The sequence below is a fragment of the Desulfosporosinus sp. BICA1-9 genome (assembly GCF_000802135.1).
On sequence record NZ_JUEE01000072.1, the window covers coordinates 1 to 13,740 of the forward strand.

General features: G+C 42.3%; 14 protein-coding genes and 1 riboswitch. Of the genes, 11 read left to right on the plus strand and 3 right to left on the minus strand.

Annotated elements, in window-relative coordinates; translation table 11 throughout:
• From JL57_RS09085 to JL57_RS09095, 3 genes are all read left to right on the plus strand, one after another.
• Nucleotides 1–260, plus strand: a 260-nt coding sequence (locus JL57_RS09085) for a hypothetical protein (RefSeq protein WP_034141733.1), incomplete at its 5' end; no start/stop codon positions are given.
• A complete protein-coding gene (locus tag JL57_RS09090; RefSeq protein ID WP_291299888.1) occupies nt 229–432 on the plus strand; it encodes a hypothetical protein in 204 nt (67 codons plus the stop codon). The genes JL57_RS09085 and JL57_RS09090, both read left to right, overlap by 32 nt.
• The gene (locus JL57_RS09095) at nt 425–886 is read left to right on the plus strand and encodes a NapC/NirT family cytochrome c (protein WP_034141734.1); all 462 of its coding nucleotides are present in this window, start codon (nt 425–427) and stop codon (nt 884–886) included. Before JL57_RS09090 ends, JL57_RS09095 begins: the two co-directional genes overlap by 8 nt.
• A 211-nt stretch (nt 887–1,097) precedes the next feature.
• Here JL57_RS09095 and JL57_RS09100 read toward each other — a convergent pair whose 3' ends face one another.
• On the minus strand, nt 1,098–1,544 hold the full coding sequence (locus JL57_RS09100) for a putative ABC transporter permease (protein WP_366557004.1): 447 nt from the start codon (nt 1,542–1,544) through the stop codon (nt 1,098–1,100).
• Nucleotides 1,545–1,689: 145 nt separating this feature from the next.
• Nucleotides 1,690–1,790, plus strand: a riboswitch (SAM riboswitch).
• 85 nt (nt 1,791–1,875) lie between these two features.
• Here JL57_RS09100 and JL57_RS09105 point away from each other — a divergent pair.
• The 8 genes from JL57_RS09105 to JL57_RS09140 all read left to right on the plus strand — a co-directional run bounded on the left by JL57_RS09105 (nt 1,876) and on the right by JL57_RS09140 (nt 11,575).
• Complete coding sequence (locus tag JL57_RS09105) at nt 1,876–2,883, plus strand: homoserine dehydrogenase (protein WP_034141735.1); 1,008 nt, start codon at nt 1,876–1,878, stop codon at nt 2,881–2,883.
• A gap of 236 nt (nt 2,884–3,119) precedes the next feature.
• Nucleotides 3,120–3,671: a cache domain-containing protein gene (locus JL57_RS09110; protein ID WP_034141736.1), complete on the plus strand. Its 552-nt coding sequence runs from the start codon at nt 3,120–3,122 to the stop codon at nt 3,669–3,671.
• Nucleotides 3,672–3,967: 296 nt separating this feature from the next.
• Nucleotides 3,968–5,473, plus strand: a complete 1,506-nt coding sequence (locus JL57_RS09115; RefSeq protein WP_034141737.1) for a BCCT family transporter — start codon at nt 3,968–3,970, stop codon at nt 5,471–5,473.
• Nucleotides 5,474–5,859: 386 nt separating this feature from the next.
• The gene (locus JL57_RS09120; RefSeq protein WP_034141738.1) at nt 5,860–6,780 is read left to right on the plus strand and encodes a tetrahydromethanopterin S-methyltransferase subunit H; all 921 of its coding nucleotides are present in this window, start codon (nt 5,860–5,862) and stop codon (nt 6,778–6,780) included.
• 95 nt (nt 6,781–6,875) lie between these two features.
• Nucleotides 6,876–8,288 carry a glycine betaine--corrinoid protein methyltransferase gene (gene mtgB, locus JL57_RS09125; RefSeq protein ID WP_034141739.1) on the plus strand — a complete coding sequence of 471 codons (1,413 nt, stop codon included), beginning with the start codon at nt 6,876–6,878 and terminating at the stop codon, nt 8,286–8,288.
• A gap of 65 nt (nt 8,289–8,353) precedes the next feature.
• The gene (locus JL57_RS09130) at nt 8,354–9,001 is read left to right on the plus strand and encodes a B12-binding domain-containing protein (RefSeq protein ID WP_034141740.1); all 648 of its coding nucleotides are present in this window, start codon (nt 8,354–8,356) and stop codon (nt 8,999–9,001) included.
• A gap of 263 nt (nt 9,002–9,264) precedes the next feature.
• The gene (locus JL57_RS09135) at nt 9,265–10,773 is read left to right on the plus strand and encodes a BCCT family transporter (RefSeq protein ID WP_034141769.1); all 1,509 of its coding nucleotides are present in this window, start codon (nt 9,265–9,267) and stop codon (nt 10,771–10,773) included.
• 124 nt (nt 10,774–10,897) lie between these two features.
• Nucleotides 10,898–11,575, plus strand: coding sequence for a DUF1638 domain-containing protein (locus JL57_RS09140; RefSeq protein ID WP_034141741.1), 678 nt, complete (start codon nt 10,898–10,900; stop codon nt 11,573–11,575).
• Nucleotides 11,576–11,643: 68 nt separating this feature from the next.
• Here JL57_RS09140 and JL57_RS09145 read toward each other — a convergent pair whose 3' ends face one another.
• Together JL57_RS09145 and JL57_RS09150 are read right to left on the minus strand one after the other, a co-directional pair.
• Nucleotides 11,644–12,303 (minus strand): corrinoid protein, encoded by a 660-nt coding sequence (locus tag JL57_RS09145; RefSeq protein WP_034141742.1) that lies wholly within the window; start codon nt 12,301–12,303, stop codon nt 11,644–11,646.
• A 12-nt stretch (nt 12,304–12,315) separates the two neighbouring features.
• A complete protein-coding gene (locus JL57_RS09150; RefSeq protein ID WP_034141743.1) occupies nt 12,316–13,590 on the minus strand; it encodes a PocR ligand-binding domain-containing protein in 1,275 nt (424 codons plus the stop codon).
• Nucleotides 13,591–13,740: the final 150 nt, after the last annotated feature.

A 13,740-nucleotide genomic window follows, 5' to 3' on the forward strand; every position in this document is an offset into this window, starting at 1 on the left:
GTAAAGACCCGATGATATGTCCACATTGTGAGAATTGCTATGAATACAGGGGAGAAGTGTGTCTGAAAGACGGCCAATTGGAGATCAAATATGCCAGTGATGATACAGCAAAAAGCTACATGGAAAGGATGATTTACAATTTCACCGGTATCGAAGTCGCGAAACCCCAAAAAGAAGAAGAAAAGAGACCAAAGCTCAAACTTCAGGAGGATAGAGGAAAAGCAGGGTGTGATCAGTTATATATGTTTGGAGTGTCGTGAAAATGAGGAGATACCCTTAGACGTCGTTAGAACAATGGATGCGATGGATGATGGGGATTCCATGGTACCTCCACAGTTTAGTTGTGAGAAATGTGGTGGCACCATGTATCCGGAGTATTATAAGGGTCTTCATGGGAATGAGTATAAAATTACAGATGTCCTAGATGAATAAAAGGACCGAGGCGCAGCCGAGGTTTTTCTTAGTAGTATATATCGCTTTTAGGTTTACCTATGCTTGGTATATGGATCCTTCATCGTGTAAGAAATGCCACGAAGTTGAGCCATACCATGCATCTTGGCAAGAATCACCTCATAAGAATATCGATTGCATGCACTGTCATAAGACCAGAGGACCGTTCCATAGACTAGATACAACGGTTCGTGGTATAAAAGATTTAAGTCTGCATATTAAAGGTGACTACTTTACCTTTAGGGCGGTTTATTATGATACTAATTGCATCAACTGTCATACAGGTAATTTTAAATCTGAAACAAATGCACCGCTTATGCCTAAAAACCATGCCAAGCTTATTAAAAACGGTGTAGGGTGCAACAATTGCCATAGAGATACGGGCCATAAAAATGGTCTTGGCGTTGATGAAAAATTTGCTGAGTTGGCAGAATAGAATTGTAAAAAAATACTATTCATTAAAGGAATTCTCACTTTAACCGTTGAAACTACTTAGAGAAAAGGAAAGTTTCTGGGAGGAAGGGTCTAGGACAATAGGCAAAATCCTGCAAAGAATATTTCGCACGAAATTTCAGAAACGAGAGAGGATTGTGGAATGCTACAATCCTCTCTTTTATGGACTTCAAAGCGAAGTCAGAGCAGCCCCCTTAGATTTCGAAAGGCAACTTGTCTAAATAATCATGAAGGACTTCAAATCCCAATCCAGCAAGGAACCATTCGGGGGCCATACGAAGGGTAATGTATCCATTGACGTTTAATATGTCACTATAGTGCCAGGGACAATCACCTAAGACTCCTGCCAAAATAACCCCACTAGAATATTCTATCACCCAGATCGTGGCTAAATATATTAGCCCGCGGCTCCACCAAGGTAAAGGCCGTATGTGGGTATGCACGGGTTCGAGAAAGACTGCCAGCCCATAAATGGGCATCATCACTAAAAAGGTAAACCCTTGCATGCTTAAATCCCCTCTGAAGAGGGAGGCCAAACCCGTATATATGACCTCAAGGACAAGACCAATGATTCCGTAAATTAAGAAGCGCTTAAGTGTTCTCATGGATTTAGTATGGTTAGACAAAATTAGAACATACATTTTTCAGGTAGGAATCTTCTGGAAAAAGAGGACGGAATCAAAGTTCTAAATAGTTGATTGCAGTCAGTTTGCAGTTGATTAAATCTAAATTTATTGACAGATGTTCTTTTAATGTTATATCATATGAAGATAATTAAATATAAAGTTCTCATTAAGAGTGGTGGAGGGACTGGCCCGATGAAACCCAGCAACCGGCCTTTGAGGCAGTGGTGCTAATTCCTGCAGGATTTTCCTGAAAGATGAGTTGAGCTGAAGGCTATCTGCAAACTCTTCTTTGAAAAGAAGAGTTTTTTATTATCCTCAGACAACACTCAGAAGAAAAGGGGATAGAATGTTGAGAAATGATAAAGAGGATGTACGAGTGGGGTTACTGGGGTTTGGAATAGTAGGTCAGGGTCTTGTCCAAGGAATTAATTTGCAGATTAATAATATTTGCCGTCGACTTGGCGCTCCACTAAAAATTCAAAGGGCCTTGGTTCAAGATCCTAAAAAGAAAAGAGTCGTTGGTTTACCTGAATTTACAACGAATGCCCGAGATATTTTGGAGGATCCGGAAATTGATATCGTGGTAGAAGTAATGGGCGGAGAACAACCAGCTTATGCCTATATTAAGCAAGCCTTGGAGCAAAGAAAACAGGTTGTAACTGCCAATAAGTTGTTGCTTGCTTTACACGGCCCAGAACTCAAGGCTCTTGCCCGCCGAAATGGGACTGGCCTGCTCTATGAAGGAAGTGTTTTAGGCGGAATCCCAATCTTACGCACAATTCAACGGGGGCTTTGTGGAGATCGAGTGGAAGAAGTCCAAGGGATTTTTAATGGCACAACGAACTTTATTTTAACCAGGATGCATGATTTAGGCGAAGATTATTCCACTGCACTCCGTCTTGCTCAGAAAGCAGGGTATGCCGAAGCTGATCCTTCAATGGATGTTAGTGGCTTAGATGCCGCCTGTAAATTAGTAATTCTCTGTCGAGAGTGTTTCGATTTGGATATTCAGCTTAAAGATGTGACGATGGCTGGAATCGAACAGTTGGATAAAGTGCAAATTGCTTTGGAGAAGGGACAAGGACGCATTCCCAAATTGATCGCCCGTGCTAAACCACAAAAGCAAGAAATCAGAGTTGGAGTTGAATGGTTACCGGATACCGATTTGTTAAGTCGAGTCTCTGGGGTGCAAAATGCCCTCTCTTTGCGGACACTTTTAGCTGGCGAGCTTTTCTGGAGCGGCCCGGGAGCGGGTGGGTTAGCCACTGGAGGGGCTGTTTTGGCCGATATTATGGAGGCGGCGGAGAGGGTTCTCGTGGAGCGCGATAAAGGTTTTCTACAGGCCGGGAGATAAGATACCCAAGCAATTTTCTTAAGGGCAGCTTCTAGGGGATCAAAAAACTTTAAAGACGCCTTTTTATACTAGGGTCAAATAGCATAAGAGTGAACTCGTTCAACTAAGCTCGAATATCGAGGGAGTCTCGCGATTGGATGAATGGCTTTCTGAAAAATGGTAAATAAATATTAACACAGAGTGGCATACAGTCTGATTTTTCTAAACCGCTCATTTACAACAAATAAGGAGGAACAATGGTTAAGAAACTTTTACTGGTTGTAACTATCCTGATATTAATGGTTTCTTTTGTTGGTTGTGCAAAAAAACCTGTAACTCCAGCACCCGCACCCCAACCCAACAATGCGACACTAACACCGGAAGGGCATCCTGCTGAAACCCCAGTTCAACCTGGGGGCAAAGTGAGCCGGGTTGATGTGGAAACCAAAATAAATGACCTGCTTAGTAAAAACTATCCCGGGGACTGGAAAGTAACCGGAACCACTTTAAGTAAAGGTTCCTACACTGAAAATGGTAATCATAAAATAGTGGATGACGTTGCAGCCTTGTTCCCGGATACTATGGGGGTATCTATTTTCGTGGGTGAAGAAAGAATCTCTTCTAGTGTTTTACAAGGCACTGCAAGGGTTCTAAAAGGTTATGCCACCCCAGCAACGGTTGGAGAGGTTATGAAAAGTGGAACGACTACTAGTACTCTAAGCGGCGGATATCTGAAGGTCTATATTCCCTTTAAGGATAGTAGCGATAAGACTGTGGCAGTTATGACGGTATCAGTACCGCAGGAATAAGTAAGGACCAGGTAAACAATACAGAACCGAGGCTTAGCCTTGGTTCTTCGCATATATTAGACCTCTATCGGTGCGCGGCACAATGAGGATGAACTCGGTCAACTTAAGTTGAACATCGAGTCTTCGGTTGGGGAGAGTCTCAACGATGGATAAAATAGTGAATATTAAGTTATTTTCACATAGAGTAGTTAGAATATTCAAAAATGGTCTAAATGTAGCAAAATAATCATTATAGTGGCAATTTAGGATAACATAAACATGTTAAGATGAAAGAAATAATTATAGGGGGACGAAGAATGAGTGAAAAAGAGAGTTTATTTGGCAAGATAGATCGTCCCATTTTCTCAATTTCCGCAGCAATTATGGTGCTGTTTGTTATCTTTACACTGCTTATGCCTAAAGAAGCCGGTGACATGTTTAACGCAGTGCAGAAATTCATTACGAACAATTTCGGCTGGAGTTACTTAATCGGTGTGACTTTCTTTCTGTTTTTTGCTTTGTTTATTGCCTTAAGCAAATACGGCAATATTACCCTAGGCAAAGACGGTGAGAAGCCCGAATACAGTACTTGGAGTTGGTTTGCCATGCTCTTTGCGGCTGGTATGGGAATTGGATTGCTATTCTGGGGAGTAGCTGAACCGATGACGCACTATACTAAACCTCCCTTCGGGCAACCTTCTACAATAGAATCAGCCCAAACCGCAATGCGCTATACCTTTTTCCACTGGGGTTTTCATCCCTGGAGTGTGTTTGGCATCGTAGGGCTGTCTATGGCGTATTTTCAGTTCCGTAAAGGGTTACCTGCTTTAGTTAGTTCCTCTCTTTACCCGATAATTGGGGAAAAAGGAATCAAGGGGTGGATTGGAAAGTTAGTTGACATCCTGGCTGTATTTGCAACGATATTTGGGGTTGCTACATCTCTGGGATTAGGGGCTACGCAGATCGCCACCGGATTAAATTATGCCTATGGCCTTCCTACAGGAATCATGCCCTCTGTCGTTATCATCGTAGTCATTACGGCATTATTTATAATATCTGCAGTAACTGGAATTGAACGAGGCATTAAGTTTCTAAGCAACGCTAATATGCTGCTCCTTTTTATAATTCTGGCCTTTATGTTAATCATTGGGCCGACTCGGTTTGTTCTTAATGGCTTTACCGAAACTTTTGGGTCTTACGTTCAAAATATCATTCAAATGAGTTTTTGGGCAGATACATTTGAAACTAATCCTGGTTGGGTAGGAGGTTGGACCATTTTCTACTGGGCATGGTGGGTTGCCTGGGGCCCTTTTGTTGGCGCGTTCATTGCCCGAATTTCAAAGGGTCGGACAGTAAGAGAGTTTATCTTAGGGGTGGTCATTGCGCCCGCGTTGATGAGTTTTATGTGGTTGGGAGTCATAGGTAACAGCGCGCTGTACATTGATGTTGTACAACATGGTGGAATTGCAACTCAAGTAACTAAAGATATGAGTACAGCCATTTTTGCCATGTTCCAGCACTACCCGCTTACGGGTGTCCTAACAGTCCTGACAACTATAATCATAGCAATCTTTTTTATAACTTCTGCGGACTCTGCAACCTTTGTTTTAGCTATGTTCACTTCAGGTGGGGAATTAAACCCTAATGCTGGGTTGAAGATTACCTGGGGTTTGATTGAGGGTGCCGTTGCTATTGCCTTAATGATAGCTGGGGGACTGAGTGCGCTGCAGACGGCCTCCATCACTGCAGCATTCCCGTTTATGTTTGTCATGTTTGCGATGACTGTGTCGATTATAAAAGCTTTTAGGGGAGAATTCACATAAAGTGTCCAAATTCTCTTAAGATCCCATACTAATGTAGTATGGGGTCTTTTTTACATATAAATGTGAAAATTATATCAAATAAAGGAATAATCCGAATTTTCATTTTCAGCTTCAAATGTAGCAAAACGAGCATAACTGTAGTGATAATGCGTGAGAGCTATGGTGTTATGATGGATACAGGGAAGATCAAACAAAGAAATTGTCGCATGTCACCAATATATAGGGGGTGAACTTCCAAGATGCATGGAACGCATTAATATATGATGTAAAGTTCGTATTCTCTGGGGAATCAAACATTTAGTTAAAGGGAATTTTAGATTGAAATATGAAAGCTGCATTTGACGACGATGAAAGTTTCAATCAATAAAAATATGGGGGAATTTATAATGTTAAATTATACTTCAGAACAACATGTCTATGATATTAACGGAGTAAAAGTAGGCGGACAGCCAGGACAATATCCAACTGTGCTGATCGGTAGCATCTTTTATCGGGGTCACAAAATTGTCCAGGATGGCATGAAGGGAATTTTCAATGAAGATGCTGCCAAAGCTCTCTTAGATCAAGAAGCCGAGCTTAGCGCTGAAACGGGTAATCCATTTATTCTCGATGTTTTAGGTGAATCGGTAGAAGCTTTAACCCGTTATGTTGAATTTGTTATGAAAAACTCTAAAGCTCCTTTTTTGTTGGACAGTATCAGTCCTGCCGTACGGATGGGTGCTTTGAAAGAACTTGGCAACGATCCAGAAGTGCGCAAAAGACTTATCTATAACTCGATTGACGAGCATTATTCTGAGGAAGAGTTAGCCGCTATCAAAGAAAGCGGGATTAAAACCGCCGTTATTTTAGCGTTTAGTAATAAAGCGTTAAAACCTAAAGCTAGAATTAAGCTTCTGACAGGAGATGGAGAGAAGGAAGGTTTAATTGACGCTGCTAAGAGAGCAGGAATCGAGCAGTTTTTGGTTGATCCAGGTGTCTTGGATGTACCGAGCGCAAGCTGGACGAGTGAGGCTATCAATGTAGTCAATCAGGAATTTGGTTATCCTGGCGGATGTGCTCCTTCTAACGCAGTATATTTGTGGAAGAAGATGCGTTCCAAAGGAACTCCATTTTTCGAAGTGGCCGGGGCTGCCGTCTTTACGTATCCAGTAACTCAAGGTGCCAGCTTCATTCTCTATGGTCCAATGGTAAATGCTCCTTGGGTATATAGGGCAGTTGCTACCACGGATGCCATGATGGCTTATAATAACAAGCTGACGGGTGTAAAATTCGGATCACCTGAGCATCCATTATTAAAGATTTTTTAGAACCCGTTCAGCTAATGCTAAACATGAGCCTACGAGCGTTGAGCTCCCACTTATAGAAAGTGGAACGTAGATAAATTTTAAAGGGGTGTAATTTGATGTTACCTAAGTATGACGTTTTGACCCAGGAACAGGTAGAGATTATTCATAATGAATCCATCAAGATCCTTGAAGAAATCGGCATGGATTTTGAATATCCACCAGCTTTAGAAGTCTTCAGGGCGGAAGGACTCAAGGTAGAGGGAAACCGAGTGCATTTTACGAGAGAATTTATTGAGGGCAAAGTTAAGCTGGCACCGTCTGAATTTACCCTGCATGCCCGGAATCCGGAACACAATCTGGTTTGCGGCGGAGAAAATATAATCTATATGCCTGGTTATGGGGCTCCCTTTGTTCAATTAGCTGACGGAACTCGTCGTAAAAGCACGATACAGGACTTCGATAATATTGTTAAATTAGCCGGAGCCAGCAAAAATTTGCATATGACAGGTGGGACGGTAGCTGAGCCTCAAGATATCCCGGATGAAATTCGGCATATGAAAATGATTTATAGTTCTATTAAAAACTCGGATAAGTGTTTTATGGGCAGTGCAGAAGGACAGGAACGCGCAGAGGACTCCATCGAAATGGCTGCCCTGCTTTTTGGTGGCAAAGACGTTATCAAGGAAAGACCCGTGCTTATTTCCCTAATCAACTCGTTAACACCCTTAAAATATGACGAGAGAATGTTGGGAGCTATGATGGCCTACGCTAGAGCCGGACAAGCTGTTGTTATCGCTTCTTTGGTCATGGCTGGGTCTACTGGACCGGCAGCCTTAGTCGGTACTTTAGCCCTGCAAAACGCTGAAGTTTTAGCTGGCATAGCCCTAGCCCAAAGTATTAATCCTGGAACACCGGTCGTGTACGGCTCAACCTCGGCTCTCAGTGATATGCGTAGCGGTAGCCTCTCGATTGGCAGTCCAGAAACTGCTTTGTTCATTTCGGCCAGTGCTCAAATTGCCCGTTTCTACGGTGTTCCCAGTCGATCCGGCGGCGCTTTGAATGATGCCAAGATTGTCGATGCCCAAGCGGGGTATGAATCAATGATGACCTTGATGGCAGCTAGCGTAACGGGTATCAACTTTGTTCTTCATACGGCTGGAATTTTACAATATTATATGGCTATTTCTTATGAAAAGTTTATGATGGACGATGAAATGGCCGGGATGCTCTTGCACTATATGAAGGGGTTCAACTTTGATGAGGACGGTTTAGCCTTCGATGCGATTGCTAAAGTAGGACCGGGCGGGCACTTCCTTACTCAAAAACATACACGGAAGAATCATAAAAAAGAGTTCCGTTCCCCTCAATTAAGTGATCGCTCAGCTTTTGATGCTTGGTCCAAGGAAAAACTGGATACAAACCAAAGGGCCCATAAACAATGGCAAGAGGTGTTAGCTAATTACGTGCCACCCGCACTTGACGAAGCCATTGATAAAAAATTATTAGATTTTATCGCTCAACGATCTTAGAGCGTCTAGGCTCAATAACGCTCAATAACTTTCAAAAGAATCAAAAATGGGGAGGAAATAAAGCAATGAATGAAATCTTTTTAGAATTAAAGCAAGCAATTATTGATGGGGATGAGGATATCGTAGGCGAACTTTCCCAAAAAGTCATTGATGAATCAATTAACCCAGTTGACGCTGTACAACAAGGCTTGATCAAGGGAATTGAAGTTGTAGGAGAATTATGGAAAGCTGGAGAAGTCTTTTTGCCGGATGTAATGATGTCCGCTGAGGCCATGAAAGTAGGGTTAGGTCTGCTTGAACCCGAGATTGCTAAATTGGGTATGAGTCAAGGTGAGGCAAAAGGTAAGCTAGTCTTGGGAACCGTAGAAGGTGATATTCATGACATTGGTAAGAATATTACGGGAGCAATGTTTACGGCAGCAGGCTATAAAGTTTATGATATCGGGACTGATATTAAAGCCGAAGATTTTGTCTTAAAGGCCCAAGAGGTTGATGCGGACATTATTGGTGCAAGTGCCCTCTTGACAACGACGATGAGTGCACAAAAGCAGATTGTTGATTATTTGAAAGAGCATAATCTTAGGGATCAGTTCAAAGTATTCATTGGCGGCGGTCCTACCAGCCAAGCCTATGCCAATGAAATCGGAGCCGATGGATGGGCAGAATCTGCAGACGAGGCAGTCGCACTTGCCGATCGTATGCTGGCTAAATAATGAATCACCATTAATTCAATAGAGGAAGATTGCTTAATGTAGTTGAATCCTAGGGACCTTAATAATGCACATCACATCCATTTAAGTCCCTAGGATTCTTTTCTAATAGTCAGAATGTATTACTTGGTATTTATACGTTATTGACTGTGATAGAGGTATCCCAAGTGATTCTATAGACTGGTGACTCTCCACGTACCAGAATTAGAATACGACCCAATTATTTCGAAGAAGTATTGAATATAGGAAGGGGAGTAATGCTATTTATGACAAATAGTAAGGGGACAACCACAAATCGTTCGGTTATGTATATTTCTTCTGTCATTATCGTATTGTTCGTATTATTCGGCATGTTCCTTCCCAAAGAAATGGGTAAAGTTGCTAGCGCGACCTTCGCATTTTTGACCACTGATTTTGGCTGGCTATACCTGTTATCCGTAGCCTTTTTCACGGTTTTCATTTACGGGATTGCGTTTAGTCGTTTTGGTCTGATCAAGCTGGGAAAAGACGACGACAAGCCTGAGTTCAGCAACTTCCAGTGGTTTTCGATGTTGTTTGGAGGAGGTATGGGTATCGGCCTGGTGTTCTGGTCAGTTGCCGAGCCAATGATGCATTACCTGTCCCCCCCGATGGGCGAAGCTGCTACTCCTGAAGCTATGCGTACAGCTATGCGTATCGTGTTTTTCCACTGGGGCATCCACCCTTGGGTTATTTTCGCCATTTGTGGTTTGGCTCTAGCTTACTTCCAATTCCGTAAGGGTTTGCCGTTCCTAGTCAGCTCAGCCTTCTATCCGCTGATTGGCGACCGGATTTACGGACCTATCGGAAAAGCTATTGACATCTTATCAGTGTTTGCCACAGTGTTCGGCGTGGCCACCAGTTTAGGTCTCGGCTCCAACCAGATAGCCACAGGGCTGAACTATATCTGGGGAATTCCGGCGACGCCCGTGACAGTTTCTATAGTTATCGCGGCGATGACTCTACTCTTTACTCTGGCCACGATCTCCGGTCTGCATAAGGCAATGCAGATTGCTGCCGATATTAAGGTATGGCTTTCAATCGGTTTCATGGTATTTATCTTCTTGTTCGGGGGTACAGTGTTAATCCTGAACAACTTCACTGATACTCTGGGAGCCTACCTGCAAAACTTTGTCGGACAGACTCTGTGGATGGGCAATATTGATTGGGTGAATGGCTGGACCGTGTTCTATTGGGCATGGTGGATTGCTTGGGCTCCGTTCGTCGGACAATTCGTGGCCCGTGTCTCCAAGGGTCGTACCATCCGCCAATTCGTGTTGGCAGTAACATTGCTACCTTCAGGATTCTCTATGGTTTGGCTCTCGATTTACGGCGGTGCCGCTTTCAACTTGGATAAACTCTCCAATGGGGCCATTCAGGCCGCTGTTAATGCAGATTATACTACCGCCTTTTTCGCGACACTGCAACAGTTACCTTTGTATTCGATCACAGCTCCCTTGGCAATTCTTCTCATCGTTGCTTCTTTCGTAGGTGCTGCCAATTCCGCAACTTATGTCCTGGCCATGCTGACTTCCAATGGCAACATGGACCCTGACAAGAAATTGCGTAGCTTCTGGGGTATCATGCAGGGTGCTTTCACCATCATCCTGATCCTAGTCGGCGGTGGCACTGCAGCTTTAGCGGTCTTACAAACGGTTTCTATTGTAGCGGCCTTCCCCTTCATGTTGATCATGCTAGCAATGTGCTATAGTATTTTCAAAGCACTTGGGCAGGAGAAGCTTTTGGGAGGAAAGTAACGCTAAGCCATAACTTCATAAAAGTCAGAACGTCCTAATGACGAAATTGAAGAACACCTAGGTTGTGGAGGCCTGGGTGTTTTTCCCACACTCAGATTCATCTAGTGCGAGGAAGGAAAATCTAATGGATAAAGCGATTAAACTGATTGGTTGTCAATCAACTATGAATGAAATTCATGCCCAAGGACTGAACCAAGGGATGGATTGTGAATTCCTAGATTACAGCTTTCACGCTCGACCGGATAAGTTACACACTAAACTACAAGAGATAATTAATGAGAGCCAGGACTATGATTTGATCATCTTGACTTACGGACGATGTTCTAATTCAATGCTTGGCTTGCTATCCCCTCGCGTACCACTTTTATTTCCGGCGACCCACGATTGTATTGGCTTAATGTTAGGGTCGACGACAAGACATATGGAGTTATTCAAGGAGAATTCCCTTACTTATTATTTCAGTCAGGGATGGTTGGATTATGGCCGCACTCCCTTGGCAGAATACTTCGAATATGAAGCAAGATATGGAGAAAAGAAAGCACGTAAATTGATTAATACCTTGTATGGAAGTTATAAGAAAGCAATCTTTATTATTACACCAGGAATCAAAGATCTTGAAGGATACCGGCAGAAGGTTCGAGAAATCGCCGATTTTTTTGACTGGGAAGTCGGAGAAATCGAGGGTGACATTAGCCTTCTCACCTCAGTAATGAAAGGAATCAAGGCACCAGAGTCTATCTATGTTGACGCTGGGCAAGTCATTACTTTGAAAATGTTAAAAGGAGGACAGCGAGAAAAATAACGATCACCCCAAATCAAGTCGTTGAGAAGCAAAGAACTACTCCCAATATGAGAGTAGTTCTTTTTGATTTATAGGTCGACATGTTTGGAAGCTAAGATTTTGCTTAAATTTGCTTTTAGAAAATTGCGAAACTCAAAAGCATCTTCAAAGGTATAATCCGCTCCTATTTCCTTGGCAAAAGCATCTGTGATCGGTGCTCCCCCTACAATTACTTTAAGCCCACTACGTAATCCTTGAGCTTCCAGTTCAACGATCACATCTTTCATAACAGGCATGGTTGTAGTTAATAAGGCAGAGATCATTAAAATATTAGGTTTTTCCTTGCGAACGGCACTGGCAAATTTCTTAGGAGAAACATTAACCCCCAGATCTATCACTTTAGCACCCGTCGTCATAGCCATGGTTTTAACAATGCCCAGGCCAATATCATGTAAATCGCCTGCCACAGTACCCAAGATTATCTTGCCGAGCCCCTTTTTGGTAGGTGCAGTCAGGATTGGTTCAATCACAGATAGCCCGGCATGCATCGCATTGGTGGCCATCAGGACCTCCGGAACGTTCACTTTTTCTGTGCGGTATTTTTCAGCGATGATGTTTATACCCGTAATTAGTCCTTTTTCAAGAATGGAAGTAGCTGAATAGCCTTGTGCCAATGCTTGTTTGGTTAATTCGAGGGTATCTTCAGATTCACCTTCTGCAATGGAGTCAATAATATCGTCAAAAATCAATTTAAATCGCTCCTAAAATAAGCTATTTTTATAAATCAAAGGAGTTACCCCAATATATTTTCGGAATACTTCAGCGAAATAACTTTGGCTTTTAAAGCCTATGGCCTTAGAAACTTGTTCAACGCTGAACTCCGGTTTCTTCATCAGCTCTACTGCTTTTTCAACACGGACTCGAGTTAGATAATCGTTAAAGGTACAATCTAATTCTAAGCGGAATAAACGAGATAGGTGGGACGGGCTAATAAACAGATAATCGGCGGTTGCTTTAAGGGTTAGCGGTTTATGGTAATTTTCCATGATGAAATTTCGGGCGTTATTAACTAGACTGAGATGTTTCTTGTCTGCAAGTTTGAAAATTCCATCGAGGAATTCTGCTATGACTTTATGGACTTTGAAAAAAAATTCTTCTATGCGTTCTATGCTTTCAACTTCATTATTAAAATCCTGAAGTTTCACCATGACTTGTTCTGCATCAGCTCCCCCTTCGACGGCTGCTCTTGATGATAGGGAAGCCAATTCAAGAATCCGTATTTTGATAGTCGCTTTTTCACCCGCGGTCTTTGTTAAGAGGTCGGTTAATAAATTCTTCAAAGTGCTTTGGGCCTTGGTTTTATCACCAAGCCGTATATAACTTAGAAAACGCCTCTCATTCTTTAAATAGGTTCCATAGTCAGTAAAGCCTGAAATGTTCTTCTTCTTCCTGTTTTCTAGATCAGCTTTTATTTGCAGGCGTTCTAAGTGATAGGCATTTTCCGCCTCCATCGTGTGAATGTTTCTGTTTACCAGATGATTTACGACAACAAAGAGCATATCAGCCGCAGCTTGAGACTGCTCAGGAGAGGAAATGGGAAGGTCTTTGACTCTTTGTAGTAAAGTATCAAAGTCAATATTTTTAGGATTTGATTTCTTTAACTGTTGAAGAAAAAATTCATCGGGTTTCCATAATAAGACTTGTCCACAAATAATACTCCCTAAAAATACATTATCAACGATAATTGGAACAGCCCAGATGATGAGCCCGGCGTGGCAACGGAAGAAATAGGGTTCATTCCATTTTGCTGCCTCTAAAGTCGCTTCTTTATAAGAATCTAGACACTTCTTTTCCCCTTTACTATGACTGCGGATAAACTGACAAAAATGGTTTCTGCTTTTATTACCCAATATTGCGAGGGTTTCCCCTTTCCTATTTACTGCTTCAATGTGTAACCCAGTAGCCTTAGAAAAGCTAGCTAGGATTTCCTCTAAGTATTTAGGATCAAGAAAATTCTCAATATTTCTCTTAGACATAGTAGTCTCCTCAATTTGTTGTTTAATCTTTAATAGGATTGGCCTGACAGGAAAAAATAAACTATTACGTAACATTTCGCGCTAAAACGCTCAATACCTCTAAATTATGCAGTCGAATTGACTCAATTTCTGCATCCCTTTTGGCAACTA

Bases quoted from the DNA above. Each gene is read 5' to 3' on its own strand.
- JL57_RS09095 (WP_034141734.1), top strand. From the start codon at position 425: ATGAATAAAAGGACCGAGGCGCAGCCGAGGTTTTTCTTAGTAGTATAT.
- JL57_RS09100 (WP_366557004.1), bottom strand. From the start codon at position 1,544: ATGTATGTTCTAATTTTGTCTAACCATACTAAATCCATGAGAACACTT.
- JL57_RS09105 (WP_034141735.1), top strand. From the start codon at position 1,876: ATGTTGAGAAATGATAAAGAGGATGTACGAGTGGGGTTACTGGGGTTT.
- JL57_RS09110 (WP_034141736.1), top strand. From the start codon at position 3,120: ATGGTTAAGAAACTTTTACTGGTTGTAACTATCCTGATATTAATGGTT.
- JL57_RS09115 (WP_034141737.1), top strand. From the start codon at position 3,968: ATGAGTGAAAAAGAGAGTTTATTTGGCAAGATAGATCGTCCCATTTTC.
- JL57_RS09120 (WP_034141738.1), top strand. From the start codon at position 5,860: ATGTTAAATTATACTTCAGAACAACATGTCTATGATATTAACGGAGTA.
- mtgB (WP_034141739.1), top strand. From the start codon at position 6,876: ATGTTACCTAAGTATGACGTTTTGACCCAGGAACAGGTAGAGATTATT.
- JL57_RS09130 (WP_034141740.1), top strand. From the start codon at position 8,354: ATGAATGAAATCTTTTTAGAATTAAAGCAAGCAATTATTGATGGGGAT.
- JL57_RS09135 (WP_034141769.1), top strand. From the start codon at position 9,265: ATGACAAATAGTAAGGGGACAACCACAAATCGTTCGGTTATGTATATT.
- JL57_RS09140 (WP_034141741.1), top strand. From the start codon at position 10,898: ATGGATAAAGCGATTAAACTGATTGGTTGTCAATCAACTATGAATGAA.
- JL57_RS09150 (WP_034141743.1), bottom strand. From the start codon at position 13,590: ATGTCTAAGAGAAATATTGAGAATTTTCTTGATCCTAAATACTTAGAG.